At 72.5% G+C, this 26,177-nt stretch carries 27 protein-coding genes; 18 read left to right on the top strand and 9 right to left on the bottom strand.

The features are described from left to right. The first annotated feature begins 40 nt into the window (after positions 1 to 40). The 6 genes from OG522_RS26065 (at position 41) to OG522_RS26040 (ending at position 6,800) form a co-directional block, all read left to right on the top strand. Positions 41 to 1,270, top strand: coding sequence for a prenyltransferase/squalene oxidase repeat-containing protein (locus OG522_RS26065; RefSeq protein WP_329465423.1), 1,230 nt, complete (start codon positions 41 to 43; stop codon positions 1,268 to 1,270). Continuing rightward, positions 1,270 to 1,908 (top strand): SCO2322 family protein, encoded by a 639-nt coding sequence (locus OG522_RS26060; RefSeq protein ID WP_329465422.1) that lies wholly within the window; start codon positions 1,270 to 1,272, stop codon positions 1,906 to 1,908. Before OG522_RS26065 ends, OG522_RS26060 begins: the two co-directional genes overlap by 1 nt. Positions 1,909 to 1,919: 11 nt before the next feature. Next, positions 1,920 to 3,323: an energy-coupling factor transporter transmembrane component T gene (locus OG522_RS26055; RefSeq protein WP_329465421.1), complete on the top strand. Its 1,404-nt coding sequence runs from the start codon at positions 1,920 to 1,922 to the stop codon at positions 3,321 to 3,323. Then, entirely contained in the window at positions 3,320 to 5,248 is a 1,929-nt protein-coding gene (locus OG522_RS26050; RefSeq protein ID WP_329465419.1) for an ABC transporter ATP-binding protein, read from the top strand. Before OG522_RS26055 ends, OG522_RS26050 begins: the two co-directional genes overlap by 4 nt. Further along, positions 5,245 to 6,069, top strand: a complete 825-nt coding sequence (locus tag OG522_RS26045) for an ECF transporter S component (protein WP_329465418.1) — start codon at positions 5,245 to 5,247, stop codon at positions 6,067 to 6,069. The genes OG522_RS26050 and OG522_RS26045 overlap by 4 nt, the downstream gene beginning before the upstream one ends. Positions 6,070 to 6,401: 332 nt before the next feature. After that, on the top strand, positions 6,402 to 6,800 hold the full coding sequence (locus OG522_RS26040) for a transglycosylase SLT domain-containing protein (RefSeq protein WP_329465417.1): 399 nt from the start codon (positions 6,402 to 6,404) through the stop codon (positions 6,798 to 6,800). 181 nt (positions 6,801 to 6,981) lie between these two features. Here OG522_RS26040 and OG522_RS26035 read toward each other — a convergent pair whose 3' ends face one another. Beyond that, the gene (locus OG522_RS26035) at positions 6,982 to 8,151 is read right to left on the bottom strand and encodes a steroid 3-ketoacyl-CoA thiolase (RefSeq protein WP_329465416.1); all 1,170 of its coding nucleotides are present in this window, start codon (positions 8,149 to 8,151) and stop codon (positions 6,982 to 6,984) included. A gap of 237 nt (positions 8,152 to 8,388) precedes the next feature. Between OG522_RS26035 and OG522_RS26030 the strand changes: the two genes are divergently transcribed. Then, a complete protein-coding gene (locus OG522_RS26030; protein ID WP_329465415.1) occupies positions 8,389 to 9,636 on the top strand; it encodes a cytochrome P450 in 1,248 nt (415 codons plus the stop codon). A gap of 84 nt (positions 9,637 to 9,720) precedes the next feature. Then, entirely contained in the window at positions 9,721 to 10,683 is a 963-nt protein-coding gene (locus OG522_RS26025) for a phosphotransferase family protein (protein WP_329465414.1), read from the top strand. Here OG522_RS26025 and OG522_RS26020 read toward each other — a convergent pair. After that, positions 10,670 to 10,993: a phosphatase PAP2 family protein gene (locus OG522_RS26020; RefSeq protein WP_443074752.1), complete on the bottom strand. Its 324-nt coding sequence runs from the start codon at positions 10,991 to 10,993 to the stop codon at positions 10,670 to 10,672. The two genes, OG522_RS26025 and OG522_RS26020, sit on opposite strands and share 14 nt — an antisense overlap. A 122-nt stretch (positions 10,994 to 11,115) precedes the next feature. On the opposite strand from OG522_RS26020, the gene OG522_RS26015 reads away from it, so the two are divergent. From OG522_RS26015 to OG522_RS26005, 3 genes are all read left to right on the top strand, one after another. Continuing rightward, positions 11,116 to 12,234 carry a DUF2330 domain-containing protein gene (locus tag OG522_RS26015; RefSeq protein ID WP_329465413.1) on the top strand — a complete coding sequence of 373 codons (1,119 nt, stop codon included), beginning with the start codon at positions 11,116 to 11,118 and terminating at the stop codon, positions 12,232 to 12,234. A 102-nt stretch (positions 12,235 to 12,336) separates the two neighbouring features. Further along, positions 12,337 to 12,669, top strand: coding sequence for an antibiotic biosynthesis monooxygenase family protein (locus OG522_RS26010; protein ID WP_329465412.1), 333 nt, complete (start codon positions 12,337 to 12,339; stop codon positions 12,667 to 12,669). A 47-nt stretch (positions 12,670 to 12,716) separates the two neighbouring features. Then, a complete protein-coding gene (locus OG522_RS26005) occupies positions 12,717 to 13,220 on the top strand; it encodes a GNAT family N-acetyltransferase (protein ID WP_329465411.1) in 504 nt (167 codons plus the stop codon). A gap of 74 nt (positions 13,221 to 13,294) precedes the next feature. Here OG522_RS26005 and OG522_RS26000 read toward each other — a convergent pair whose 3' ends face one another. Beyond that, a complete protein-coding gene (locus tag OG522_RS26000; RefSeq protein WP_329465410.1) occupies positions 13,295 to 15,337 on the bottom strand; it encodes an MDR family MFS transporter in 2,043 nt (680 codons plus the stop codon). 192 nt (positions 15,338 to 15,529) lie between these two features. Here OG522_RS26000 and OG522_RS25995 point away from each other — a divergent pair, with 192 nt between their 5' ends. Beyond that, positions 15,530 to 16,498: a peptidoglycan-binding protein gene (locus OG522_RS25995; protein ID WP_329465409.1), complete on the top strand. Its 969-nt coding sequence runs from the start codon at positions 15,530 to 15,532 to the stop codon at positions 16,496 to 16,498. A 160-nt stretch (positions 16,499 to 16,658) separates the two neighbouring features. After that, a complete protein-coding gene (locus OG522_RS25990; protein ID WP_329465408.1) occupies positions 16,659 to 17,333 on the top strand; it encodes an HAD-IA family hydrolase in 675 nt (224 codons plus the stop codon). A 64-nt stretch (positions 17,334 to 17,397) separates the two neighbouring features. On the opposite strand, the gene OG522_RS25985 is transcribed toward OG522_RS25990, so the two are convergent. Both OG522_RS25985 and OG522_RS25980 read right to left on the bottom strand, forming a co-directional pair. Then, entirely contained in the window at positions 17,398 to 17,979 is a 582-nt protein-coding gene (locus OG522_RS25985) for a TMEM165/GDT1 family protein (protein ID WP_329465407.1), read from the bottom strand. A 256-nt stretch (positions 17,980 to 18,235) separates the two neighbouring features. Then, positions 18,236 to 18,979 carry an ABC transporter permease gene (locus tag OG522_RS25980; protein WP_329465406.1) on the bottom strand — a complete coding sequence of 248 codons (744 nt, stop codon included), beginning with the start codon at positions 18,977 to 18,979 and terminating at the stop codon, positions 18,236 to 18,238. A gap of 161 nt (positions 18,980 to 19,140) precedes the next feature. Here OG522_RS25980 and OG522_RS25975 point away from each other — a divergent pair, with 161 nt between their 5' ends. Further along, positions 19,141 to 20,814 carry an alkaline phosphatase D family protein gene (locus tag OG522_RS25975; RefSeq protein ID WP_329465405.1) on the top strand — a complete coding sequence of 558 codons (1,674 nt, stop codon included), beginning with the start codon at positions 19,141 to 19,143 and terminating at the stop codon, positions 20,812 to 20,814. An 85-nt stretch (positions 20,815 to 20,899) separates the two neighbouring features. Next, a complete protein-coding gene (locus OG522_RS25970) occupies positions 20,900 to 21,355 on the top strand; it encodes a DoxX family protein (RefSeq protein WP_329465404.1) in 456 nt (151 codons plus the stop codon). Positions 21,356 to 21,472: 117 nt separating this feature from the next. Here OG522_RS25970 and OG522_RS25965 read toward each other — a convergent pair whose 3' ends face one another. Continuing rightward, entirely contained in the window at positions 21,473 to 22,039 is a 567-nt protein-coding gene (locus tag OG522_RS25965) for a superoxide dismutase family protein (RefSeq protein WP_329465403.1), read from the bottom strand. 195 nt (positions 22,040 to 22,234) lie between these two features. Here OG522_RS25965 and OG522_RS25960 point away from each other — a divergent pair, with 195 nt between their 5' ends. Further along, positions 22,235 to 22,870, top strand: coding sequence for a DedA family protein (locus OG522_RS25960; RefSeq protein WP_329465402.1), 636 nt, complete (start codon positions 22,235 to 22,237; stop codon positions 22,868 to 22,870). Positions 22,871 to 22,963: 93 nt separating this feature from the next. Here OG522_RS25960 and OG522_RS25955 read toward each other — a convergent pair whose 3' ends face one another. Beyond that, the gene (locus OG522_RS25955; RefSeq protein ID WP_329465401.1) at positions 22,964 to 23,194 is read right to left on the bottom strand and encodes a DUF2277 domain-containing protein; all 231 of its coding nucleotides are present in this window, start codon (positions 23,192 to 23,194) and stop codon (positions 22,964 to 22,966) included. A 144-nt stretch (positions 23,195 to 23,338) separates the two neighbouring features. On the opposite strand from OG522_RS25955, the gene OG522_RS25950 reads away from it, so the two are divergent. Further along, positions 23,339 to 23,752 (top strand): RNA-binding S4 domain-containing protein, encoded by a 414-nt coding sequence (locus tag OG522_RS25950; protein WP_329465400.1) that lies wholly within the window; start codon positions 23,339 to 23,341, stop codon positions 23,750 to 23,752. 128 nt (positions 23,753 to 23,880) lie between these two features. Further along, positions 23,881 to 24,144 carry a hypothetical protein gene (locus OG522_RS25945; protein WP_329465399.1) on the top strand — a complete coding sequence of 88 codons (264 nt, stop codon included), beginning with the start codon at positions 23,881 to 23,883 and terminating at the stop codon, positions 24,142 to 24,144. 19 nt (positions 24,145 to 24,163) lie between these two features. Here the strand turns inward: OG522_RS25945 and corA are convergent, their stop codons facing one another. Then, positions 24,164 to 25,249 carry a magnesium/cobalt transporter CorA gene (corA, locus tag OG522_RS25940; protein ID WP_329467740.1) on the bottom strand — a complete coding sequence of 362 codons (1,086 nt, stop codon included), beginning with the start codon at positions 25,247 to 25,249 and terminating at the stop codon, positions 24,164 to 24,166. Positions 25,250 to 25,431: 182 nt separating this feature from the next. Next, a complete protein-coding gene (locus tag OG522_RS25935) occupies positions 25,432 to 26,013 on the bottom strand; it encodes a DUF1990 family protein (RefSeq protein WP_329465398.1) in 582 nt (193 codons plus the stop codon). Positions 26,014 to 26,177 lie beyond the last annotated feature (164 nt).

Raw genomic sequence — 26,177 nt, 5'->3', positions numbered from 1 at the left:
CCCGTGTCCGTGCTCCCCCGCAGGAGAGGCACCGCCCGCCATGACCGTACGCCGCTGCGCCGCAGCGCTCGTCGCCGCCACCGCCATCGTGGGCGGCGCCGCCCCGGCGGCCTTCGCCGACGGCGCGCCGTCTCCCGCGGCGGTCCCGCCCGGCCTGTACGGCACGAAGGACCCCCAGTACGACGGGGTCTTCCGGCAGTCCTTCGCCTTTCTCGCCCAGCAGACGGCGGACGTGCGGCCCGCCGCGCAGGCCGTCGCCTGGCTCACCGGACAGCAGTGCGCCGACGGCTCCTTCATGTCGTTCCGCGCGGACACCACCAAGGCGTGCGACGCCACGAAGCTGGACACCAACGCCACGTCCGCCGCGATCCAGGCGCTCGTCGCCCTCGGAGGTCACGACGACGCCGTGAAGAAGGGCGTCGCCTGGCTGAAGTTGGTGCAGCAGGACGACGGTGGCTGGCCGTACACGCCGGGCGCGGGCGGCAGCGACGCCAACTCCACCGGCATCGTGATCGGCGCGCTCGCCGCCGCGGGCGAGAAGCCCGCCTCGGTGAAGTCGGCCAAGGGCGGCAAGTCGCCGTTCGACGCGCTGCTCACCTTCGCGCTGCCCTGCGACGACCCCACCGGCGGGGGCGCCTTCGCCTTCCAGCCCGACGCGAAGACGCAGAAGCTGTACGCCAACGCCGATGCGACGGCCGCCGCGGTGACCGGCTCGCTCGGCAAGGGCCTCACGGCGACCGCGGGCCCCGCGGACACCAAGGGCACCTCCTGCGAGAAGGCCGCCACCCCCGAGCAGGGCGCGCACAACGGTGCCGCCTACCTGGCCAGGACGCTGGCCGCGACCGGGTTCCTGAAGTCCACGATGCCGGGCGCCGCCGACCAGCCCGACTACTCCAACACCGCCGACGCGGTGGTCGCGCTGGCCGCCGACGGCATGGCGGACCAGGCGAAGAAGTCCGCCGACTGGCTGTCGAAGAACGCCGCCGCCTGGGCCAAGGACAACGGCCCGGCCGCCTACGCCCAGCTGGTCTTCGCCGCCGACGCGACCGGCGCCGACCCGAAGAACTTCGGCGGCGTGAACCTCCTCGAGGCCCTCAACGCCACCGGCCCCGCCCCGCAGGCCGCGCCCTCCGCCTCCCCTTCGGCCCAGCAGAAGGAAGAAAAGAAGAACGACGGCATCTCCCTCTGGTGGATCGTCGGCGTGGGTCTGGTCGCGGGCATCGGGATCGGCTTCCTGATCAGCGGCCGCAAGAAGAACCAGCAGCTGTGATGCGCACCCGCCTCGTTCCGTTCGCCGCGCTGATCCTCGCGCTGGTGGCGCTGGCCACCGGTGCGGGCTCGGCGCAGGCGGCCGGCTACCGCTACTGGTCGTTCTGGGACCTGGCGGGCGACACCTGGACGTACGCCACCCAGGGCCCGGCGTCCGCACACCCCGGCGACGGCTCGGTCCAGGGCTTCCGCTTCGCGGTGAGCGCGGACTCGAAGGACGCGGCGACCCCGCGTTCGGCGCCGTCGTTCGAGGCGGTGTGCGGTGCCACGCCGACCAAGGACGGCACGAAGCGGGTCGCCCTCGTCATCGATTTCGGTACGTCGCAGGACGCCGCCCAGGGCGACACCCCGCCCGCCCAGCGCACGGCCTGCGCCCAGCTCCCCCCGGACGCGACCAGCGCCGACGCACTGGCGGCGGTCGCCAAGCCGCTGCGCTACAACAGCGCGGCCCTGCTGTGCGCGATCGGCGGCTACCCGCGCGCGGGCTGCGGCGAGCAGGTCGGCGACACCGCCCCGAAGCCCGCCCCGGCCGCGAAGGACAGCAGCTCCGGCCCCTCGGTGGGCCTCCTGGCCGGCGTGGCAGCGGTACTGGCCCTGGGCGCGGCAGCGGTCTGGCAGTCCCGCCGCCGCAGGAGCTGAAGCGCCAGAGCATGCTTTCCGAGGACGACAGCGAGGGGCATTTGCCGGGGGCGACCCGCGCCGCAGGCGGAACACCGCCGCAGGCGGGCCCCGCCGACAGCGGGCGGACGCCGACGGCGGCCGCTCCCCACGAGGCGACCCCCGCCAACCCGCTCCCTCCCACGCGCACCCCGCCCGAAGCCCCCGTTCGGCTGCCGCCGACGGCTCGTGACGCGCGCGCGAAGACCCGCACACATCCCCTGAGCAGTACGGGTGGTGCGGGCAGGAAGGACAGCCCGGCCGAAGGCCACGCGCACACCCGCCGGCCCGCAGCCGCACACCGCGTCCTCGCCGCCCCCGCCGCGACCCGGGGCAACGCACTGCACCCCGGCGCCTGGTGGCTCTGGGCGCTGGGCCTTGCCACCGCCGCGTCACGCACCAACAACCCCCTCCTGCTCGGCCTCCTCGTCGGCGTGGCCGGCTACGTCGTGGCCGCCCGCAAGACCGACGCCCCCTGGGCCCGCTCGTACACCGCGTTCATCAGGATCGGCCTGTTCGTGGTCGGCATCCGTCTCGCCTTCAACCTGGTCCTCGGCTCCCCGATCCCCGGCAGCCACACCCTGCTCAACCTGCCCGAACTCCCGCTCCCGGACTGGGCCAAGGGCATCCGCGTCGGCGGCCGCGTCACCGCCGAGGGCATGCTCTTCGCGCTGTACGACGGCGCCCGGCTCGCCACCCTGCTGATCTGCGTGGGCGCGGCGAACGCGCTCGCCAACCCCGCCCGCCTCCTCAAGTCGCTGCCGGGCGCGCTGTACGAGGCCGGTGTCGCCGTGGTCGTGGCGATGACTTTCGCGCCGAACATGGTCGCCGACGTCGTACGCCTGCGGACCGCGCGGCGACTGCGCGGCCGCCCCACCGGCGGCATCAAGGCGATCGCACAGATCGGCCTGCCGGTCCTGGAAGGCGCCCTGGAGCGCTCGGTCGCGGTGGCCGCCTCGATGGACGCGCGCGGCTACGGCCGCACCGCCCAGGTCCCGCCCGCCGTACGGCACACCACCACCATCCTCACCCTTGGCGGCCTCCTCGGGGTGTGCGCCGGAACGTACGGGCTGCTCGCCGCCGAAGGCGCCGGGGGCCTTCCCGTACTCGCCGCCGGGCTGCTCGCCGCCCTCGCCGGGCTCCGCCTCGGCGGCCGCCGCCAGATCCGCACCCGCTACCGCCCCGACCGCTGGGGCGGCCGGTCCTGGCTGGTGGCCGGTTCCGGCGCGGCGGTCGCGGCACTCACCCTCTGGGCGGGTACGTACGCCCCGCAGGCCCTGACCCTGGGTGTCGTCCCGCTGACCGCGCCGAGCCTGCCGCTGTGGCCCGCCCTGTCGCTGCTCGCCGGTCTGCTCCCGGCGTTCGTCGCACCCGTTCCACCGAAGGAGTCCGCGTGATCCGGTTCGAGAACGTGTCGGTCACGTACGACTCCGCCCAAGAGCCGACCATCCAGGGGGTCGAACTCGCCATTCCCGAAGGGGAGTTGGTGCTCCTCGTCGGCCCGTCCGGGGTCGGCAAGTCGACTCTCCTGGGTACGGTGTCGGGCCTCGTTCCGCACTTCACCGGCGGCACCCTGCGCGGCCGGGTCACCGTCGACGGCCGCGACACCCGCACCCACAAGCCGCGCGAGCTCGCCGACCTGGTCGGCACGGTGGGCCAGGATCCGCTCGCGCACTTCGTCACCGACACCGTCGAGGACGAACTCGCCTACGGAATGGAGTCGTTGGGCCTGGCGCCCGCCGTCATGCGCCGCCGCGTCGAGGAGACCCTCGACCTGCTCGGGCTCGCGGAGCTGCGCGACCGTCCCATCGCCACCCTGTCCGGCGGCCAGCAGCAGCGCGTCGCGATCGGCTCGGTCCTCACCCCGCACCCGAAGGTCCTGGTCCTGGACGAGCCGACCTCGGCGCTCGACCCGGCGGCCGCCGAAGAGGTCCTGTCGGTCCTCCAGCGCCTGGTCCACGACCTGGGCACGACGGTCCTGATGGCGGAGCACCGCCTGGAGCGGGTGGTCCAGTACGCGGACCAGGTCGTGCTGCTGCCCTCCCCCGGCGCCCCGCCGGTCATGGGCGTCCCCGCCGACATCATGAAGATCTCCCCCGTCCACCCCCCGGTGGTGGCTCTCGGCCGCCTTGCGGGCTGGACCCCGCTCCCCTTGTCGGTACGAGACGCCCGCCGAAGGGCAGCAGTCCTGCGCGACCAACTGGCCCCCTTCACCCCTCAGGCGGCTTCCAACCGCAGCCATCCGCCGCAGGCGGCCCCCGCCGACGGGGGGCGGACGCCAACGGCGAAGGAATCCCACGGGCAGGCCCGCACCAGCCCGCCCGGCGGCACGACCGGCGCGGCCCCCACCCACGACCCGCGGACGCCGACGGCGGGAACTCCCCGCGAGGGGACCCGCACGTATCCACCGACTAGTACGGGTGGTGCGGATGGGAAACACGGCCTGGCCGGAGGCCAGACGCAGGCCCACCGGCCCGGGGCCGAAAGCCGCCCCCGGCCCGCCGCCGCAAGGCGAACCCTGGCCACCCTCTTCCGCCGCCCCCCGGCCACCCCCCGCACCCCCCGCACCCCCACCGTCGCAACCGCCACCGCTCTCGGCGTACGCCGCGGCCGCGTGGAGGCCCTGCGCCACGTGGACCTCACCGTCGCCCCCGGCGAGACCATCGCCCTGATGGGCCGCAACGGCGCCGGGAAGTCCACCCTGCTCGCCACCCTCGTCGGCCTGATCGAGCCGACCGCGGGCACGGTCGGCGTGGGCGGCCGCGTCCCCCACCGCACCCCGCCGCCCGAGCTGATCCGCGAGGTCGGCCTCGTACCGCAGGAGCCGCGCGACCTGCTGTACGCCGACACCGTCGCGGCGGAGTGCGCCACCGCCGACGAGGACGCCCAGGCCGCTCCCGGAAGCTGCCGCGCACTCGTCTCCGCGCTGCTGCCCGGCGTACGGGACGACACCCACCCCCGCGACCTGTCCGAGGGCCAGCGCCTGGCCCTCGCGCTGGCGATCGTCCTTACCGGCCGCCCGCCCCTGCTCCTCCTCGACGAGCCGACCCGCGGTCTGGACTACGCCGCCAAGGCCCGTCTCGTCGCCGTGCTCCGGGAGCTCACCGGCCAGGGGCACGCCATCGTCCTGGCCACCCACGACGTGGAGCTGGCCGCGGAGCTCGCGCACCGTGTCGTGATCCTCGCGGGCGGTGAGATCGTCGCGGACGGCCCGACCGCCGAGGTCGTCGTCTCCTCCCCCGCCTTCGCCCCGCAGGTCGCCAAGGTCCTCGCCCCCCAGCACTGGCTCACCGTCGCCCAGGTCCGCGAGGCCCTGTCGTGACCCCGGACACAAAGGACGTACGAGCAGTACGAGCCGTACGGCTCGGCCCCCGCGCGGTCATCGCCCTGACACTGATCACCCTCATCGGTGCCGCCGCCTTCGGCTGGCCGCTGCTCGCCGACGGGGATTCGGGGCTCGCTCACTCGCAGGACGCCCCCTGGCTCTTCGCCGCGCTGCTCCCGCTCCTGGTCGGTGTGGTGGTCGCCACCATCGCCGACGACGGCATGGACGCCAAGGCCGTCGCGATGCTCGGTGTCCTGGCCGCGGTGGGCGCCGCGCTGCGCCCGCTGGGCGCCGGCACGGCGGGCCTGGAGCCGATGTTCTTCCTGATGGTGCTGAGCGGCCGGGTGCTCGGGCCGGGCTTCGGTTTCGTACTCGGCTCGGTGACGATGTTCGCCTCGGCCCTGCTGACCGGCGGGGTCGGGCCGTGGATGCCGTTCCAGATGCTCGCGATGGGCTGGTTCACGATGGGTGCCGGCCTACTGCCGGGCCCCCACCGGCTGCGCGGCAGGGCCGAGCTGGCCCTGCTCGCGCTCTACGGCTCACTCGCCTCACTCGCGTACGGCACGGTCATGAACCTCCAGGGCTGGACCTACATCGGCGGGATGTCCTCGGGGATCTCCTTCCACCCCGGCGATCCGCTGCCCGAGAACCTGCTGCGCTTCTTCGCGTACTGCGCGGCCACCTCGCTGGGCTGGGACCTGGGGCGGGCGGCACTCACCGTCGTGCTGACCCTGGCGCTCGGCGCCACCGTCCTCAAGGCACTGAGACGCGCGACGCGGCGCGCCAACTTCGAGGCCCAGGTCACATTTGAGGCCTGAGAAGGGTCCCGCCGGGGTGAGGCCCCCCACAGGACCTTCGCCCTCTACGAGGCCCGATAGTGGCCCCACAGCATGATCCAAGCGACCCCTCATAGCGGTACTGACCTGCACTTATCGGACTCTTACACCCGTGGGGACGTTTCACCCCTCTTGCGACTCCCGCTAGTAAATGGGGTCATTGCGGCCACCCGTCGAGCCAGTTACAACTGTTCGAGTCGCCGGAACCGCCCGGTCCGCAAGTCGGGCCGATTCGTTACAGGTTCCCTCGCCGTGGAGGTCTTCGAACCGTCGGCGGAGCGCGACCGCCCACGTCCCCGAAGTTAGGTCCTTCGTTGTCTTTCGCCGCTCGCATCACCGCTCGTAAGAAGTCCATCGCCGCCGCCGGTGCCACCCTGCTCGCCGCCACCGGTGTCGCCATGGCCGCCGTCCCGGCCCAGGCCGCCCCGACGAGCGCCCAGGCGATCGCGCAGCAGATGATGCCGTCCGACCAGTTCCAGTGCTTCAGCAACATCGTGAACCACGAGTCCGGCTGGAACCCGTCCGCCACCAACGCCTCCTCCGGCGCCTACGGCCTGGTCCAGGCCCTGCCCGGCTCGAAGATGGCCTCGGCCGGCGCCGACTGGAAGTCCAACCCGGCCACCCAGATCAAGTGGGGCCTGAACTACATGAAGGAGCGCTACGGCAGCCCGTGTGGCGCCTGGAACTTCTGGCAGCAGAACAGCTGGTACTGAGCCGCCGTACCGGCAGTGGAGTCGAAGAGCCGCACGATCTGCGGCGCCGACTTCCGAAGGGCCCCGCTGTGGTCGACCACACCTTGGTCGACGACCGGGGCCCTTCCCCCGTGCCGGGCCGTGGTCCACCGCGACTTCGGCGTTTGAGGAGCGGGTCCGGGCAGAGCCCGGCGAAGCGGTTCTACAGGCGCTGGATAATCGTCGCCGTCGCCAGCGCTCCCCCCGCGCACATCGTGATCAGCGCGAACTCCTTGTCCCGGCGCTCCAGTTCATGCAGCGCCGTCGTGATCAGCCGCGCCCCCGTCGCCCCCACCGGATGTCCCAGCGCGATCGCGCCGCCGTTGACGTTCACCTTCTCCAGGTCCTGCTCGAAGACCTGCGCCCAGCTCAGCACCACGGACGCGAAGGCCTCGTTGATCTCCACGAGGTCGATGTCCCGCAGGGACATCCCCGCCTTGCCGAGGACCGCCCGCGTCGCGTCGATCGGACCGTCGAGGTGGTAGTGCGGATCGGCCCCGACGAGCGCCTGCGCCACGATCCGCGCCCGGGGCCGCAGTTTCAGCGCCCGCGCCATCCGCTTGGACGCCCACATGATCGCCGCCGAACCGTCGGAGATCTGCGAGGAGTTGCCCGCCGTGTGCACCGCCGTCGGCATCACCGGCTTGAGCCGCCCGAGCGCCTCCATCGAGGTGTCGCGGAGGCCTTCGTCGCGGTCGACGAGGCGCCACATGCCCTGCCCGGCGGCCTGCTCCTCCTCCGTCGTGGGCACCTGCACGGCGAACGTCTCCCGTTTGAAGCGCTCCTCGCCCCAGGCGACCGCCGCCCGCTCCTGCGACAGGAGGCCGAGGGAGTCGACCCGCTCCCGGGTCAGCCCCCGGTTGCGGGCGATCCGCTCCGCCGCCTCGAACTGGTTCGGCAGGTCCACGTTCCACTCGTCGGGCCACGGCTTTCCCGGTCCGTGCTTCGACCCGGAGCCGAGCGGCACCCGCGACATGGCCTCCACACCGCAGCTGATGCCCACGTCGATGACGCCCGCCGCGATCATGTTGGCCACCATGTGGCTGGCCTGCTGCGAGGAGCCGCACTGGCAGTCGACGGTGGTCGCGGCGGTCTCGTACGGCAGCCCCACCGCGAGCCAGGCGTTGCGCGCCGGGTTCATGGACTGTTCGCCGGCGTGGGTGACCGTGCCGCCGACGATCTGCTCGACGCAGTCGGCGTGGATGCCGGTGCGGCCGAGGAGTTCCCGGTAGGTCTCACCGAGCAGATAGGCGGGGTGCAGATTGGCGAGCGCGCCTTGGCGCTTGCCGATGGGCGTGCGTACGGCTTCGACGATGACGGGTTCCGCGGCCATGAGCTCGTCCTCTCCTGACACAGCCGCTGGGTGTCCCGGCACCGCACGGCCACGAACTGATACGCGTTCTAGTTCTGAGTGCAGTCTTATGAGAGCTACCCCGGGTACGCAAGGGTTGTGCACGCCCCGCATGGGGAGTTCGAACGGCAACAGATGCTGCCGCAAGCCTTGCCAGTTGTAGAACCCGTTACTACCTTTCGGGACACATCTGATGGGCCGTCAGACATGGAGTGGCCAATGCGTTGCCCCCACCTGCCCGACGGGTTCGACTTCACCGACCCCGATCTGCTCCAATCCCGCGTACCTCACCCGGAGTTCGCCCAGATGCGGCAGACCGCGCCGGTGTGGTGGTGCGCCCAGCCGGCCGGAATCTCCGGCTTCCAGGACGAGGGCTACTGGGCGGTGACGCGGCACGCCGACGTCAAGTACGTCTCCACCCACCCGGAGTTGTTCTCCTCCAACACCAACACCGCGGTGATCCGCTTCAACGAATCGATCAGCCGCGAGCAGATCGAGGTCCAGAAGCTGATCATGCTGAACATGGACCCGCCCGAGCACACCCGGGTCCGCCAGATCGTCCAGCGCGGCTTCACCCCGCGCGCGATCCGCTCCCTGGAGGGCGCCCTGCGCACCCGGGCCCGCGGCATCGTGGACGCGGCGCTGTCCGAAGCCAACAAGAACGACGGCACCTTCGACTTCGTCACCAACATCGCCGTCGAACTCCCCCTCCAGGCCATCGCCGAACTGATCGGCGTCCCTCAGGAGGACCGGACCAAGATCTTCGACTGGTCCAACAAGATGGCGGCGTACGACGATCCCGAGTACGCGATCACCGAGGAGATCGGCGCCGAGGCGGCGATGGAGCTGGTGTCGTACGCGATGAACCTCGCGGCGGCGCGCAAGGAGTGTCCGGCCAAGGACATCGTCTCGCAGCTGGTCGCGGCCGAGGGCGAGGGCAATCTGCTCTCGGACGAGTTCGGCTTCTTCGTCATCCTGCTGTCGGTGGCGGGCAACGAGACGACCCGGAACGCGATCAGCCACGGCATGCACGCGTTCCTGACCCACCCCGACCAGTGGGAACTCTACAAACGCGAGCGTCCCGACACCACGGCCGAGGAGATCGTGCGCTGGGCGACCCCGGTCGTCTCCTTCCAGCGCACCGCGACCCAGGACACCGAACTGGGCGGCCAGAAGATCAAGGCGGGCGACCGGGTGGGCATCTTCTACTCGTCCGCGAACAACGACCCCGACGTCTTCGAGGACCCCGAGCGCTTCGACATCACCCGGGACCCCAACCCGCACCTCGGCTTCGGCGGCGGGGGCCCGCACTTCTGCCTCGGCAAGTCCCTGGCGGTGCTCGAAATCAACCTGATCTTCAACGCCATAGCCGACGTACTGCCCGGCCTCCACCTCGCGGGCGACCCGCGCCGGCTGCGCTCGGCGTGGCTGAACGGCATCAAGGAACTCCAGGTGAAGCGCAGTTGACCCATCCCCCTCAGCCGGGAGGCAGGGGCCATCCTCCTACGCCCCGCCCCTGTCTCCTCCCGGCGCCCTCGCTACGCTCGCCCCGTGATCGATGAGGCGGGGACGGACGAGGGCTGGGCCGCGACCCGGCTGTGGGTGGAGAAGAGCGTCGGCCGGGACGCGCCGGTCGAGCGCGCCGTCCCGCTGCGCGGCGGCTGGACCTCACGGATGCGGCGGCTGGACGTCGGCGGCGAGCGGCCGCGTTCCGTGGTCCTGCGCTCCTTCGTCAAGGAGTTCTACGTACGGCACGCCGCCGGGCTGCTCATGCGCGAGGCCGACGTCCTGACGCTGCTGGCCCGCACCGGTGTACCCGCCGCCGGCCTCATCGCCGTCGACCCGGGCGCCGAGCACTGCGCACATCCCTCGCTGCTCATGTCGCTGCTCCCGGGCCAGGTGCGCATCGACGCAGCCGGCTCCGCCCAGCGCGCCCCGCTGCTCGCGCGCCAGCTCCTCGACATCCACCGGGTGGAGGTCGACGAGCACGACCGTCCCCGCGGCTACGAGGCCTGGACCTCCCCCGACCGCGTCCGGGTGCCCGAATCCACCCGGCGTCCCGGACTCTGGCAGCGCGCCATCGACGTCATCCGACGCCAACCGCCCGCCCACCGGCCGGTGTTCCTGCACCGCGACTTCCACCCCGGCAACGTCCTCTTCACCGGGACGCCCGGCACCGAGCTGCGGATCAGCGGCGTGGTCGACTGGGTGGAGACCTCCTGGGGACCGGCCGACCTGGACGTGGCCCACTGCTCGACCAACCTCGCCCTCCTGTACGGCACCCCGGCCGGCCTCGCCTTCGCCGATGAGTACGTCGCGGCGGGCGGACAGCTCTCGCCCGACCCGCTCGACCGCCTGTACTGGCGCCTCCTCGACGCCCTCGCCTTCGCCCCGGACGCCGAGAAGGTCGCCGTCCCCTGGCGCGAACTCGGCCGCACCGACCTCACCGAGGAGCTCGTCAGGGACCGCTTGGAGGACTACCTCCAGGCCCTGTTCGAGATCACCCCGGGGTGACCTTCCCCGCGCGGCCCGCGGGCAGCGCCGTGCCCGGCCGTGGCGCGGCTCTGGGCGGCGGCGGCCCGGGGAGGCGAACGCGGCACGGGCCGGCCAGGACGTGCACGAGCGCGAAGCCCGCCGCGCCGACCGTGGCGCCGCCGATCGCGTCGAGCACCCAGTGGTTGGCGGTGGCGGTGATCGCGCAGAGGGTGGACAGCGGGTGCGGCAGGCCAAGGGCAGCGAGGGCATCGCCGCGTACTGGTCGGTGACCTCGGTCATCGCGCCTGATGCCGGGCCTCGGCTTCGCCCGCGGCACCGCAACCGCCACTTCGTCCGACGGTCATCCGGATTCGCCCGAAACGGGAAACGTAGCGGAACCACAAGCCCCGTATCGCCGTCGTACTTCCCGTCGATCACCCGGGTCGAACACATGAGGGGGGATACGCGGACATGCCGAATACGCGGAGGCTGTGGCGGCGGGCGCTGATGGTGGTGCTGGCGCTGGTGGCGCTGCAACTGGGTTCGCTGGTGGCCCCCGCGTACGCGTGCGGCTGCGGGGCGATGGTGCCGCAGAGCGGGCGGCAGTTGAGCGTGAAGCAGGAGACGTCGGCGGTGCGCTGGGACGGCCGCAGCGAGCAGATCGTCATGAGGCTGACGGTCGACGGGAACGCGCCGCGGGCCGCGTGGATCATGCCGGTGCCGAGCCGGGCGACGGTGAAGCTCGGCGACCGGCGGCTCTTCGACGAGCTGGAGTCGCTCTCGGCGCCGGTGCACCGCACCCGCTCGTACTTCTGGCCCCAGGACGGCGACTGGCCGTTCACGAACGACCGGAGTGTCGGCGACGGCGCGCCGAGGGCGGGCGCCACACCGCCCGTCGAGGTGGTCGGCAGGGAGCGGCTCGGCCCGTTCGACGTGGCTCGCCTCACCGCGACCGACCCGACGGCGCTGCGGGACTGGCTCGCGCACAACGGCTTCCAGCTGCCGCCGGCCCTCGCCACCGAACTGCGGCCGTACGTCGAGCAGAAGTGGGAGTACGTCGCGATCCGGCTCGCCCCCGAGCAGCCGGGTCAGACCCTTGGCGGACCGCTCGACCCGCTGAGCCTGACCTTCGCGAGCGACCGCGTCGTCTACCCGATGCGGCTCTCCCGCCTCGCGAAGACCCCGCAGACGCTGAACCTGTACGTACTGGCCGACCACCGGATGCGAACGGCCTCCACGATCGGCGGCGCGCCGCCGGACACCCTGTTCGCGGGCACGATCGCGCACCCCTCCGGCGCCCTGGGCGAGCTGACCGGCCGCGACAAGCCGGTCTACCTGACCGCCCTGACCCAGTTCTTCGGCACACCGTCCCAGATCACCGGCGACCACGAACTCGACCGGTCCGGCGACGACACTCCCTTCCAACGCGCTTGGTACACGAACGAGTTGCTCACGGTGGGTGGTGTGCCTGCCTGGCTGTTGACGGTGGGCGGCGTACTGCTGGTGCTCGCGGTCGCGGTCGCGGTGACCATCCGGACGCGGCTCCGTCGACGGCCGGTCGCCCGGTCGGGATGGGGCGCGCCCTCCTGATCCGCCCTCACACCGCTTTGACCTGGCCGTGTAGCAGACTGCTGCTCGTACAGGAACGAGGCGAAGGCGCCGCCCCCGGGGCCTTCTGACGAGAGGTGTCGCGTGCCCAGCGTCGTAAAGATCAACGTACTGACCGTGCCGGACGACCAGCGCGAGGTGCTGGAGAAGCGCTTCGCCTCGCGGGCGGGCTCGGTGGAGAACTCCGACGGGTTCGAGTGGTTCGAGCTGCTGCGGCCCGCGGAGGGCACGGACCAGTACCTCGTCTACACCCGCTGGCGCAGCGAGGAGGACTTCCAGAACTGGATGGCCACCTCGATGCGGGGTGCGCACGGCGGCGGGGCTTCCGCCGAGGGCGGCGAGCGGCCCAAGCCCGCCGCCTCCGGGTCCGAGCTGTGGTCCTTCGAGGTCGTGCAGCAGGCGGCGCCCAAGGCGTGAGCGTAATTCGGTGGCCGTGGCGAGGGGGGCTGGGATAAGCAGTGCCCATGAGTTGGATCATGGCCACCGAGCGGTACGACACCCCCGACGCGAGCCTGCTGCGGCGCGACTACTACGACGAGGTGGCGAGCCGCTGGTACGGCCGGCCCGCCACCGCCGAGGAGATCGAGTCGGGGCTCACCGATGACGGCGCCGATCAACTGCGGCCGCCCACCGGGGACTTCGTGGTCGGCCGCCACGAGGGCCGGGCCGCTGCCTGCGGTGGTGTCCTGCTGTGTGCCGAGGCCCCCGTGATCGAGGGCACGTCTCCCGCGACGGCGATACTCACCCGGGTGTTCGTGCGTCCCTTCGCCCGCGGGACCGGGGGCGGCGGGGCCCTGCTGTCCGCTCTGGAGGACGCGGCCCGCCGCCTCGGGGCGCGGCGGCTCGCCCTGGACACCCGGCACGATCTGGTCGAGGCACGGGGCCTGTACGCCAAGCACGGCTACCGCGAGGTGGCCCCGTACAGCCAGGGCCCCTACAGCGAGCGCTGGTTCGCGAAGGAGCTGTGAGACCGCGCGGCCGAACGTCCCGTGAAGAGCCCGCTCACGCCGCATGGTGCGGAACGTCCCCGTGAAAAACCCGCTCACGCCGCATGGTCACGGGGCACCGGCGGCCCGCTGGGCTGCTCCGCGTCCGAGCCCGAGAGTTCCTCGGTCAGCTCGGTCACCAGTTTCACCAGGTCCGTGGGACGGTCCGGGCCCCACCAGTCGCCGAGCAGCTCCGCCAGGGACTCCTCCCGCGCCGTCGCCAGACGGACCGCCACCTCGCGGCCCTGCGGCGTCAGCACCATCGGCATGCCCTCGCGCTGGGCCAGGCCCCGTGACTCGACCTGGCGCGCCGCCTCGGTGATGACGTGCAACGGCACGGGGCTGCGCTCCGCGAGCATCCCGGGGTCGGCGGATCCGTACTTGTGGATGCGCAACAGCAGCCAGCTCGCCGCCGGGAGCAGGTCCAGGTCCGCCTTCGCCGTGATCGTCCGGTAGATCTCGCGGCGCCCCTCGCGGGTTCCGAGGACGGAGAGTGCCCGCGCGCACTCGTCGTACGAGGACCGCTGGACGGGGTTCGAGGCCACGGTCTCGCTGACGTCGGGCGCGGTGACCGCGCCCCGCAGTCGGTCCTCCTTCAGCAGCCACGCGACCACGAAGGCGACGAACACGACCGGGGCCGCGTACAGGAAGACGTCGGTGATGGACGAGGCGTACGCGTGCAGCACGGGTTGGCGTGCCGCGGGCGGGAGTTGGCCGATCGCGCGCGGGTCGGCGGCGATGGTGCCGGGGCCGACGCCGGGCGGGAGCGGCTGTCCGGCGAGGGCGGCGGACAGTTTGCCGGTGAGGCGGTTGGTGAAGATGGTGCCGAAGATGGCGACGCCGAACGAGGCGCCGATGGAGCGGAAGAAGGTCGCGCCGGAGGTCGCCACGCCCAGGTCCGCGTAGCCGACCGCGTTCTGGACGACCAGGACCAGGACCTGCATCACCAGGCCGAGGCCCGCGCCGAAGACGAAGAAGTAGACGCTCATCTCCCACGTGGGGCTCGTCTCGGTGAGCCGGTGCAGGAGCAGCAGGCCCAGGGTGGTGACCGCCGTGCCCGCGATCGGGAAGACCTTCCAGCGCCCCGTGCGCGAGACGATCTGGCCGGACGCCGTGGAGGTGATGAGCATGCCGAGGACCATCGGCAGCATGTGCACGCCGGACATGGTGGGTGAGACGCCCTGCACGACCTGGAGGAACGTCGGCAGGTAGGTCATCGCGCCGAACATCGCGAAGCCCACGATGAAGCTGATGACCGCGACGAGGGAGAAGGTGCGGATGCGGAACAGCCGCAGCGGCAGGACCGGTTCGACCGCCGTGCGTTCGACGGCGATGAAGGCCACGAGCAGCACCGCGCCGAGCACCGCGAGCCCGATGATCTGCGCCGAGCCCCAGGGCCAGGTCGTGCCGCCGAGCGAGGCGACCAGGACCAGGCAGGTGGCGACCGACGCGATCAGGAAGGTGCCGAGATAGTCGATGGTGTGCCGCGTCCCGCGCACCGGGATGTGCAGCACGGCGGCGATGACCAGGAGCGCGACCACGCCGATGGGCAGGTTGATGTAGAACACCCAGCGCCAGCTGAGCTGTTCGGTGAAGAAGCCGCCGAGCAGCGGGCCGAGCACGCTGGTCGCGCCGAAGACCGCGCCGAACAGGCCCTGGTACTTCCCGCGTTCGCGCGGCGAGACGAGGTCGCCGACGATCGCCATGGACAGGACCATCAGACCGCCGCCGCCGAGGCCCTGGATGGCACGGAAGCCGATCAGCTGGCCCATGTTCTGTGCCACTCCGCACAGCGCGGAGCCGATCAGGAAGATGACGATCGCGGCCTGGAACAGCTTCTTGCGGCCGTACTGGTCGCCGAGCTTGCCCCAGAGCGGGGTGGCGGCGGTGGAGGCCAGCATGTACGCCGTGACGACCCACGACAGGTGCTCCATCCCGCCCAGCTCGCTGACGATGGTCGGCAGCGCGGTCGAGACGATGGTCTGGTCGAGCGCGGCGAGCAGCATGCCGAGCAGCAGCGCGCCGATGGCGACCAGTACGGTCCGCCGTTCCTGCCCCTCACCGGGGGCGACGGTGGCGGGAGCGGTTTCCTGCGCCATGGCCACGTCCCATCCGTTGTGTGCTCCGGTTCGCTCTCACCATCTTGATCGGAATGTACGGAAATGGCCTGCCGGGATTGGCCACGCACCCCGGGTGCCCGCCGGCCGCCCGGCATAATCGCAGCCAGCCCAAGGGGAGGGGACCCGACGATGACCGGACACGGCTGTCCTGAATGCGGTACGGAACGCGGGGTGGACGGCAGATCCGGCTGCTCCTGCGCCGAGCGCGCCGCCGAGACCCTGCACGCCGAACGCTCGGCCCAGGCCGCCGCCACGGAGGACTTCGACCCGCTGCGGATCCGGCCGTATGTGACCCTGCCGAACGCCGAGGCGGCGCCGGTGGCCGGGGGCGGCGTGACCCCGCCCCTGCCGCCGGGCACGGACGAGACCCTGCCGCTGAGGGCGCTGCCGGCCCAGCAGCCGGCGCCACGTCACGCCGTCTCCGACCGGGGCGCGAAAGACGCCCCCAGCGCCGCGTTCACAGCCACGGAGCTGCGTTACTCGAACGCCGAAGAGGCTGATCCCTCGCCGCCCGTGCGGGGCGGGCTTTCGCCGTCCGCGAAGAGGGGGTCCGCACCCCGCCGTCGCCTGGCCGCGCTGGCCGTCGGTGCTGCCGCCGCCGTCGCCATCGCGACCGCCGCCTTCACCGGCGACCTGTTCGCCGGGGATGCCGCGCCGAAGCGGGCCCTGCCCGGTGCCGCGGACCCGGCCGTTCCGTACAGCGCCGCCGAGACGGGCCCCGCCCAGACGCCTTCGGCCGTCGCCTCCCGTACGAAGAAGGCGGTTGCGCACCACTCCGCGGCCCCGAAGCCGTCGGCCCCGCCCTCCCCGCCCGCCTCCGGGCCGACCTCGCCCAGGCCGTCGAAAGCGGCGCCCACCCCGTCCGCGTCGCCCCAGCCCTCCGACGGCCCCCGCAGGCAGCCGCTCGCTCCGGCGGGTGGCACCCTCAGGCGCGGCGACAGCGGGCCCCAGGTGCTCGAACTCCAGGAGCGGCTGAGCCAGTTGGGGCTGTACAGCGGCAACCCCGACGGCACCTACGGGTCCAGGACGGAGCGCGCGGTCAGCGCCTTCCAGTCGGACGCGGGCGTCGAAGGCGACCCGGCCGGGGTGTACGGGCCGCAGACCCGGCGCGCCCTGGAGTCGATGACGGACCAGCCGTAGGGCGGAGTAACCGAGCTAACAGGGGGGCGGGTGGCGCGACCCGCCCCGCGTTTTGTATCGTAGAGAAACAAAGTGATCCCTGCCTGCACTCCCTGACCGGCGGGCGGGGGTCACCTTTGTTTTTCTGTGCCACCTCGCTCACGCGCCTTGGAGTTCGCCGATGTCGGCCAGCACCGCGACCACCACCGTCCTGACCGCCCGCGCGTTCCTCCTGGACATGGACGGGACGATCGTGAACTCCGACGCCGTCGTGGAGCGCTGCTGGCGCGGCTGGGCCGATCGCCACGGCCTCGACCCCGAGGCCGCCCTGAAGGTGGTCCACGGCCGCCAGGGCTACGCCACCATGGCCGTGCTGCTCCCGGACCGGCCGATGGAGCAGAACCTGGCCGACAACAAGGTGATGCTCGCCGAGGAGACCGCGGACACCGACGGTGTCGTGCCGGTCGCCGGCGCCCCCGCCTTCATGGCCGCGCTCGCCGGACTGCCGCACGCGCTGGTGACGTCCGCCGACGCCGCGCTCGCACGGGCCCGCATGACGGCCGCCGAGCTGCCCATGCCCGCGGTGCGGGTCACCGCCGAGTGCGTGGGCGCGAGCAAGCCGGACCCGGAGGGCTTCCTGAAGGGCGCCGCCGAGCTGGGCTTCGAGGCGGCGGACTGCATCGTCTTCGAGGACTCCGAGGCCGGTATCGCGGCGGGCAGGGCGGCCGGGATGCGGGTCGTGGGCGTGGGCCCGCGCGCCGCCGAGCACGGCCCCACGGCGTACGTCCCCGATCTGACGCACGTCACCGTCACCGCGCGGCCCGACGGCACCCTGCGTCTGGAGATCACCGGCTGAGGCAGCCGACCCAAAGCGAACGGCCCCCGTCCTACCACGGGGGCCGTTTTCACATCCGCGGGACTCAGCCCGCGATCGCCTCGAACAGGCTGAACCCGGCGAGCGCCAGCATCAGGCAGGCCGCGACCTTGGTGATCAGGCGCAGCGGCACGTGCTTCATCAGCTTCCGGCCGCCCAGGATGCCGAGCCCGGCGACCGCCCACAGCCCGAGCACCGCGCCGATGCCGACGGACAGCGGGTTGTCGTAGCGGGCGGCCAGGTTGGCGGTCATGATCTGGGTCAGGTCGCCGAACTCGGCGATCAGGATGAGCATGAAGCCCGCCCCGGACACCTTCCAGAAGGACTGGTCGGCGGGCGCCTTCACTTCCTCGTCGTCCTCGCCCTTCTTGAAGAGCAGCATCGCCGCGCCCGCGAGGAAGAGCACGCCGACGATCGCCTGGAGCAGCCGGTGCGGCAGCAGGGTCAGCACGCTGCCCGCCGCGATGGCGAGCACGACGTGGACGGCGAAGGCGGCGGCGACGCCGACGAAGACGTACGAGGCCTTGTAGCGGGTGCCGAGCATCAGTCCCGCGAGGGCGGTCTTGTCGGGGAGTTCGGCGAGGAAGATCACACCGAAGGTGATCGCCATGATCGTGAAGCTGAGCACGGAAGGGGTTCCTCAATCGGTCGGGCACGGCCGCACCGAGAGCAGTTCCGAGCTGAATCCGGGGTCGCTTCGGCACGGCAGCGCCATTGATGGTCATGGTCACTGCGGCCGAAGGTCTCGCTGGCGGGTCCCTCGCGGGCACCCGCCTCCGGGCGCCGGCCAGGACCCGTGAGGGACCCGGCAGTATGTCGACGTTCCGGCGAAGAGCTACTCCCCTTCTGCGCCGTCCAGCGTACGCCATGCCCGGGGCGCCCCGTCAGGGCCTTACGTCCCGGTGCATCCTGCCGCGCGCGACGAGTTCGAGCACCACCGACACCGCGATCGCCTGCACGGCCATGAGCGCGACCAGCACGAACAGCTGGACCGCGCCCGCCTGCACGGGCGAGGCGCCGCCGAGCAGCATGCCGACGAACGCGCCGGGCAGAGTGACCAAACCCACCGTCCTGGTCTGGTCGAGACCGGGCAGCAGCGCGTCCGAGGCGGCCGGGCGGGCGACTTCCAGACGGGCGTCCCGGTCGGGCAGGCCGAGCGCCATCCCGGCCTCCACCTCGCCGCGCCGCACGGTCAGCTCGTCGAGCGCCCTGCGCCCGCCGAGCACGGTCGCGGTGAGCGCGCCGCCGATGAGGATGCCGGTGACCGGAATCAGCGCGATGCCCTTGACGGGGACGAGCCCGGTGAGCAGCAGCGCGGCGACGACGGGGACGACCCCGGCCGCGATGGGGGCCGCCGCCCACCACCAGGTGCGGTTGGCGGTCATCCGGCGGCCCGCGGTGCGGACCGCGACGGCGAACATCAGCGTCAGGAACCCGAGCAGCAGCCCCACCGAGCCGACCACCCAGTGGATCGCCAGGGCGACGACGGTCAGCTGCACCGCCGCGCGTACCCCGGCGATCAGGATCTCGCGGTGGCGCCCCAGGTGCGCGGCCGCGGCGACACCCGCCGCGGCGAGCAGCAGGACGGCCAGGACGACCCCGAGCGTGACATTCACCGGCAGCAGCACGCGCCCACCGTACGACGCCGGTCTTTCGCAGGCTGCCGGCGGCCGCCGCACGCGCGCTCGGTGCGGCCTCAACGCCTTCTGGCAGCGCGGAAGTTGAAACCTGTCGCGAGCTCCTCTCGTTCCGTACCGTACGAACGGACCGGCGACGGAGGGGGAATCACATGGCCGGGCTTCGCCTGGGGCCGCTGCTGCGGTACGTGGATCCGAGCGGCCAGGCCACGGTCTGGGTCGAGACCGACCGGCCCGGCACGGTGCGGGTGCGCTGCGCCGACGGCGCGTCCGGCACGGCCGGCACGTTCCAGATCGCCGGGCACCACTACGCCCTGGTCCCGGTGAGCGGACTCACGCCGGGCACCACCACGGCGTACGAGGTGCAATTCGGCGGCCGGACGCTCTGGCCGCCGCAGGACTCCCGCTTCCCGCCGAGCACCATCGCCACCCCGGCCGAAGGTGACGTGGAGCTCCGCGTCACCTTCGGATCCTGCCGTCGCGCGCCGAACCTCACCGGCACGGACGCTCTGGACGCCCTTGCCGCGCGCCTGGCGGCGGCCCCCGGGGCCGAGCGGCCCGACGTGCTGCTGCTCCTCGGCGACCAGGTGTACGCGGACGCGGTCTCGGCGGACACGCGGCGCTGGCTGGCCGCGCGCCGGGATCTGCGCGACGCGCCGGGCGCCGAGGTCGCGGACTACGAGGAGTACACCCGGCTCTACTACGAGTCCTGGCTCGACCCGGAGGTGCGCTGGCTCCTTTCCACGGTGCCGAGCTGCCACCTCTTCGACGACCACGACGTCATCGACGACTGGAACACCAGCGCCGCCTGGCTCGCCGGGATGCGCTCCACCGCCTGGTGGCATGAGCGAGTGGTCAGCGGCCTGATGACGTACTGGGTCCACCAGCACCTGGGCAACCTCTCCCCCGCCGAGCTCGCCGCGGATCCGCTGTACGCGGCGGTGCGGGCGGCGCCGGACGGCACGGAGGCGCTGCGTGCCTTCGCGGCCCGCGCGGACGCGGATCCGGCGAGCGCCCGGTGGAGCTACCGGCGCGATTTCGGCCGCACCCGGCTGCTGATGGTGGACACCCGGTCGGCCCGCGTCCTGGAGGAGGGGCGGCGGTCGATGCTGGACGAGGGCGAGGCGAAGTGGCTGGAGACGCAGGTGCTCGGTGCGCCCGGCGACTGCGACCACCTGCTGATCGGCACTTCGCTGCCCTGGCTGCTGCCTCCGTTCGTCCATGACGCCGAGGGCTGGAGCGCGGCGCTGTGCGCGGGCTCGCGCGGCCGGCGCTGGGCGCGCGTGGGCGAGGATCTGCGGCGGCGCGCCGATCTGGAGCACTGGGCCGCGTTCCCTGCCTCCTTCGACCACCTCACCGATCTGATCGCCCGCGCGGGGACGGGCCCGGACGGGCCCGCCACGATCAGCGTCCTGTCCGGCGACCTGCACCACGCATACGTGGCCCAGCCCTTCTGGCCAACTTCCGCGCCCCAACCCACCGCTCACATCGCCCAGTTGACGTGCTCGCCGGTCCACAACTCCATTCCGGCCCCGGTGCGAGCCGGATTCCGCTTCGGCTGGAGCCGGCTCGGACGCGCCCTCGGCCGGGCGCTCGCCCGGCACGGGCGGGCGGGGCGGGCGGCCGTCAACTGGCGCCGCACGGGCGGCCCCTGGTTCGGCAACCAGCTCATGACCCTCACGCTGCGCGGCCGTTCCGCGCGGCTGCGGCTCGACCAGGCCCGGCGGCGCCACAAGGGCCCGGCCCGGCTCACGACCGTCATGGACCGCGCCCTCACCCCCGACTGCCCTCCTGACTCAATTCACGCGGCTGAAACGAGACATTAAGAATGTTGAACTTGCAAGCATTGGTGAGGGCTGCCTAACCTGGGGACCCCATTCGGTCACGTCCCCAACCGAAGGAGCCCCCCCCATGGCTTCCCCCACCCTTGACACCGATCGCGCGCGACCGTACGCGCTCGCCCTGTTCCGCATGGTCATCGGCCTGCTCTTCGCCTGCCACGGCGCCGCCTCGCTGTTCGGCGTGTTCGGCGGCGCACAGGGCGGTGGCTCGATCCCGGCGGGCACCTGGCCCGGCTGGTACGCCGCCGCGATCCAGCTGGTCGGCGGCATCCTGGTGCTGTCCGGCCTGTTCACCCGCGTGGCGGCACTGGTCGCCTCCGGCTCGATGGCGTACGCGTACTTCAGCGTCCACCAGTCCGCCGCGCTGCTGCCGTTGCAGAACGGCGGCGAGGCCGCCGCGATGTACTGCTGGTCCTTCCTGCTCCTCGCCTTCACCGGCCCCGGCGCGCTCGCCGTCGACCAGATCCTGGCCGGCCGCCGCACCGCCGCGACCGGCGACGCCCAGCGCGAGGCCGTCACCGCCTGAGCCCCCGGCACCGAGCGGTGACGCCCCGGCCCTCGTCACCCGCCACCGCCGCCAGTAGCTCAACTCGCCTTCCGCTGCCCGGAGTTCAGCCGCCGAACTCCGGGCAGCGGCATGCCGTCAGCCGGCCGGGTGATGCTCACCCGGCGCTCTGAACGGCACGGTGAAGCACGCGAGGCGGTCCCCCTTTCCGCCGGGCTCCCGGTGGATCACCACCGAGTTGGCCTCGCCCGGCCGGAACCCCCAGGCATGGTGCGCGACCGCCGTGGCGTTCCCGCTCTTGTCGGGCGTGAAGTCCAGCCACACCTCGTTCGCCTGGTCCGACGCGGTGGCGGGCCGGTGGCGGTAGTGGTCCCCCGCGTCCCCGGGCTTGCTGCCGCACGGGGCCCGGTGCACATGCACCCCGTACGCGTGCCCCGGCACGAGGCCCCGCACCCGCAGCACGACCGTGGTCCCCTCCCGCCCGAACGGCGCCGTGCGCTGCTCGACCTGGATCCACGCCCCGGCGGGTACGAGGTCCATGCCGTACGTCACCGCCGGGGACGGGAGGAACGCGCCGGGCGGAGCGAACCGGGCCTCGGCCCGCAACCGGGCGGGCACCTCGAACCCGTTCCCGCCCGCACCCTGGGCCACTGCTCCGGAGGCGATCACCGCCAGGGCCGCGACGGCGGCCTGTACCGCGGACATCTTCAACACCATGTGCTCCGCTCCTCACGATCACCCCCGCTCCACTTTCCCTGTGCTGTAACACCACCCACCCCTGACAGAAACCTCGAAAGGGCCCGGCGTACGCTGTACGGCTGTACCGCCGCCCCTGCCGCTTCCCCGCGACACCGCGGTATTCACGTCCGGGGAGCCAAGAAGCCGCAGAGGAGCGAACACGTGCTGGACAGTGTGGGGGCGTTGACTTCGAGCCCCTGGATCTACGCCGTGGTCACGCTCTCGGTCCTGCTCGACGTCTTCCTTCCCGTGCTGCCCAGCGGGGTGCTCGTGATCACCGCGGCCACCACGGCGGCCGGCTCGGCGAACGCCGGGGGTGGCGGGGCCGCCGCGCAGACCGGGCACACCGATCTGCTCACCCTCGCCGCCTGCGCCGCCGCCGCTTCCGTCCTGGGCGACCTGGTGGCGTACCGCCTGGCCCGGCGCGGCGGCGCCCGCCTCGAACGCGCCATCGCCCGCTCCCGCCGCCTGACACGGGCGCAGGAACGACTCGGCACCGCACTCAGCCGGGGCGGCGGCGTCCTGGTCGTCATCGCGCGCTTCGCCCCGGCGGGGCGCTCGGTCGTCTCGCTGGGCGCGGGCGCGGCCCACCGCAAGGTGCGCGAGTTCCTGCCGTGGTCGGCACTGGCGGGCGTGGCCTGGGCGACGTACAGCGTGGGGCTCGGCTACTTCGGCGGCGCATGGCTGGGCGCGACCTGGCTGGGCACGGCGGTGTCGGTGCTGGCCCTGTTCGCGGCGGGTGGCCTGGCGGCATACGTCATGCAGCGCCCACCCCAGGCAACAGCTACGGCGTCCTGACGCCGGGCACGCGCTGGTCGCAGGCAGCACCAACAGGGGCCCGAAGCCGGGCGCACCCGGGCCCGGAGTGGTCGGGGTCGGCCCCGGCGCCCCCTACGCGGGCTTCCTGGCGGGAGCCCCCCGCACTTCGAGCCCGGCCAGCAGTTCCCGCGTCGCCTCGGCTATCTCGTCCACCGCACGCTCGAACACCTCGCGGTTGTGCGCGGCCGGCGCCCGGAAGCCGGACACCTTGCGCACGTACTGCAGCGCGGCAGCCCTGATGTCGTCCTCGGTGGCCTCCTCCGGCATGGCCGGCGGCCTCAGCGTCTTGATACTTCTGCACATGCCCCCAGTGTGACCGACACCACTGACAACAGCTTCGGGTGACCGGCTCCGGACGACGGCTTCGCCCGACGGCTCGGAGCGAGGTGGCGCCGAGGTGGCGCAAAACCGCGAGGATCCCCGCCGGGCGGCGTCTAGAGTCGGGGCATGGCGGAAGAAGCGAACGGCACCAGCACCGGGCCCGTACGCGTCGACAGCTGGATCTGGTCGGTCCGGCTGACCAAGACGCGCTCCCAGGCGGGCACCGCCTGCCGAGCCGGACACGTCCAGGTCAACGGCGATCGCGTGAAGGCCTCCCACCTGGTGAAGGTCGGCGACGAGGTGCGGCTGCGCATGGACGGCCGGGAGCGCGTCGTCAAGGTCGGCAAGCTGCTGCGCAAGCGGGTCGGCGCCCCGCTCGCCGTCGAGGCGTACATCGACAACAGTCCGCCGCCGCCCGCCCGCGCGGACGTCCTCGCCGCTGGTGTGCGCGACCGGGGTCTGGGCCGTCCGACCAAGCGCGACCGGCGCGAGATGGAGCGCCTGCGCGGCCTCGCGGAGAGCCGCCGTACCGCGGGCTGAGCCGGGCCCCGGAGTCGGCAGCCGTCGGCGCCCGACATTAACTCAGAGGCCAACTCCCCTTGTCCGGGAGTAGCTTGGAGCATCCGGGGGGCAAGGGGAGCCCCCGACCCGTCCCGCAAGGACACACCATGATCCTCTGGATGCTCCTTCTCACCCTGATCCTTTACGGCTTCGGCCTCAGCCTCGGCAGCATCGTCTTCTGGGTGGCCGTCGTGGCCGCACTGCTCACCTTCCAGCGTCGCAGCGGCGGTTCGGCCTCCGGTTCGGGCAGTGGGGCCGGTCGCGTGGACTCCGACTACCGCGCCTACCGCGCCCGCCGGGACCGTATGGACCGCTGGGAGCGCCGCTACCGCCGCGAGCGCAAGGGCGGCATGTTCTCACGCCGCCGCTGACCGTCCGAGGCGAACCGGCCTACAGCCAGCCGTTGCGCCTGAACCCCCGATAGATGGCGAAGCAGGCCACCGCCATCAGCCCGAGTGCCATGAAGTAGCCATACTTCCAGTGCAGTTCGGGCATGTTGTCGAAGTTCATCCCGTAGATGCCGCACACCATGGTGGGTACGGCGACGATGGCCGCCCACGCGGTGATCTTCCGCATGTCCTCGTTCTGGGCGACGGTGACCTGCGCGAGGTGGGCCTGCAGGATGGAGTCGAGCAGCCCGTCGAAGGCGGTGATCTGCTCGGTGGTGCGCAGCAGATGGTCGGCGACGTCCCGGAAGTAGGGCCGTATTCCGGCGGCGACGGAGGGCATCTCCTCGCCGGCCAGCTTCTGTAGGGGCCGGTCGAGGGGGGCCACCGCCCGCTTGAGTTCGAGGAGTTCGCGCTTGAGCTGGTAGATCCGTCCGGCGTCGCCGCGCCCGGCGTTGTCCGTGAAGACGGCCGTCTCCACCGCGTCCATGTCGTTCTGCATGGCGTCGGCGACGGCCAGGTACTCGTCGACGACGTGGTCGGCGATCGCGTGCAGCACCGCCGAGGGGCCCTTGGCCAGCTGCTCGGGGGCCTGCTCCAGGGCTTCGCGCAGCGGCCCGAGCGAGCCGTGCCCGCCGTGGCGCACGGTGATGACGAAATCGGCGCCGGTGAACACCGTCAGTTCGCCGGTGTCGACCACCTCGCTGCTGGCGGTGAGCTCCTCGTGCTCGACGTACCGGCACGTCTTGAAGACGGAGAACAGGACGTCGTCGTACGGGACGACCTTCGGGCGCTGGTGCGCGGTCACGGCGTCCTCGACGGCCAGCGGGTGCAGCCCGAACAGTTCGGCGAGCCCGGCGAACTCCTCCTGGTCCGGCTCGTGCAGCCCGATCCAGACGAACGCCCCGTCTCCCAGCTTCCGCACCCGCCGCAGCGCCTCGTCCAGCGGGCAGTCGTCCTGCTGCCGTACTCCGCCGGCGTACACGGCACTGTTGACGACGGCACTGCCCAGCGGCGACCGGGCCGGGTGGCTGAGGTCGACGGTGCGCCGGTAGGCGCGCCGCACCGCCCTGCGCAGGTTCCGCATCATCGCCACGACTGGTTCCCTTTCACCGAACGAGCGGCCAGTGTGCCACCGCCTCCTGTCGCCTCCGTACGCCTCCCCCACAAAGGAGCGGCGCCTCCTTGGGAGACGTCACACCCGACGCTCACGTTCCCGTTCCCGGTTCGCCCGGTTCGAGTAGCCGGTCCGCGTTCCCCGTTCGCGGCCGGTCACCGCGCGGGAGCGGCGGGAGCGCCCCGCCGCACAGCCTCGGCCACCGAGCGCAGGTACCTCCGCGTCGCCAGGTCCTGGAGGAGGCGGGTGAGGGGGCCGCCGAGCCGGGCGTACCAGCTGGCGGGCCGCGAGAACGCCGCGACCTCGAACCACACGAGGCCGTCGGCGTCGCGCCCCACGACGAACGACTCCTCCCCGCACTCGGGGTGACCGGGCAGCGTGCCGTAGGCGAATCCGATGCGATCGGCGGCGCGTACGGTCCACACGACCCGGCACGGGATCGCCAGCCGCGGCCAGGGCAGCACCGGAATCCGCAGCAGGACGAGCGCGGTCGCGCCGGGCACGGCGGGGGTACGGGGAAACACCCCGAACCCGGCGCCGGACTGCACGCCCCAGGACAGCACGTACGCCCCGGCCCGCTCGAACGCCTCGGGCCCGCGCCCCACCAGTACCCTCCGCCGGAACACCCGGTATCCGGCGGGCAGCACCGGGCCGGCGGTGGCGCCGACCTCCGCGTAACTGGGCTCCGCCGCACAGGCCCGCGCGTACACCGTCCGCAGACTCCGCTTGCCGATCATCACCCGGCACCCCTCATTTCCCACCACGACCGCCCGCCCGCAGCGCACGACAACGCACCCGAACTCCCGAGCCCCCGCAGCCCCGTGGAACCGGTGGAGCCTCATCCCGCACAGGGGTTACTTTTCAGCCAACCACAGGCGTAATCTCAGCCATCCGGCGGCGT

Origin of the sequence: Streptomyces sp. NBC_01431 (assembly GCF_036231355.1) — a bacterium.
In the GTDB taxonomy this organism is placed as follows: domain Bacteria; phylum Actinomycetota; class Actinomycetes; order Streptomycetales; family Streptomycetaceae; genus Streptomyces.
The sequence above is the reverse complement of the archived record's forward strand: the minus strand, read 5'-3'. Positions and strand labels throughout refer to the sequence as shown.

Bases quoted from the DNA above. Each gene is read 5' to 3' on its own strand.
- OG522_RS26065 (WP_329465423.1), top strand. From the start codon at position 41: ATGACCGTACGCCGCTGCGCCGCAGCGCTCGTCGCCGCCACCGCCATC.
- OG522_RS26060 (WP_329465422.1), top strand. From the start codon at position 1,270: ATGCGCACCCGCCTCGTTCCGTTCGCCGCGCTGATCCTCGCGCTGGTG.
- OG522_RS26055 (WP_329465421.1), top strand. From the start codon at position 1,920: ATGCTTTCCGAGGACGACAGCGAGGGGCATTTGCCGGGGGCGACCCGC.
- OG522_RS26035 (WP_329465416.1), bottom strand. From the start codon at position 8,151: ATGGCCGCGGAACCCGTCATCGTCGAAGCCGTACGCACGCCCATCGGC.
- OG522_RS26030 (WP_329465415.1), top strand. From the start codon at position 8,389: ATGCGTTGCCCCCACCTGCCCGACGGGTTCGACTTCACCGACCCCGAT.
- OG522_RS26015 (WP_329465413.1), top strand. From the start codon at position 11,116: ATGCCGAATACGCGGAGGCTGTGGCGGCGGGCGCTGATGGTGGTGCTG.
- OG522_RS26005 (WP_329465411.1), top strand. From the start codon at position 12,717: ATGAGTTGGATCATGGCCACCGAGCGGTACGACACCCCCGACGCGAGC.
- OG522_RS26000 (WP_329465410.1), bottom strand. From the start codon at position 15,337: ATGGCGCAGGAAACCGCTCCCGCCACCGTCGCCCCCGGTGAGGGGCAG.
- OG522_RS25990 (WP_329465408.1), top strand. From the start codon at position 16,659: ATGTCGGCCAGCACCGCGACCACCACCGTCCTGACCGCCCGCGCGTTC.
- OG522_RS25975 (WP_329465405.1), top strand. From the start codon at position 19,141: ATGGCCGGGCTTCGCCTGGGGCCGCTGCTGCGGTACGTGGATCCGAGC.
- OG522_RS25970 (WP_329465404.1), top strand. From the start codon at position 20,900: ATGGCTTCCCCCACCCTTGACACCGATCGCGCGCGACCGTACGCGCTC.
- OG522_RS25965 (WP_329465403.1), bottom strand. From the start codon at position 22,039: ATGTCCGCGGTACAGGCCGCCGTCGCGGCCCTGGCGGTGATCGCCTCC.
- OG522_RS25955 (WP_329465401.1), bottom strand. From the start codon at position 23,194: ATGTGCAGAAGTATCAAGACGCTGAGGCCGCCGGCCATGCCGGAGGAG.
- OG522_RS25950 (WP_329465400.1), top strand. From the start codon at position 23,339: ATGGCGGAAGAAGCGAACGGCACCAGCACCGGGCCCGTACGCGTCGAC.
- OG522_RS25945 (WP_329465399.1), top strand. From the start codon at position 23,881: ATGATCCTCTGGATGCTCCTTCTCACCCTGATCCTTTACGGCTTCGGC.
- corA (WP_329467740.1), bottom strand. From the start codon at position 25,249: ATGATGCGGAACCTGCGCAGGGCGGTGCGGCGCGCCTACCGGCGCACC.
- OG522_RS25935 (WP_329465398.1), bottom strand. From the start codon at position 26,013: ATGATCGGCAAGCGGAGTCTGCGGACGGTGTACGCGCGGGCCTGTGCG.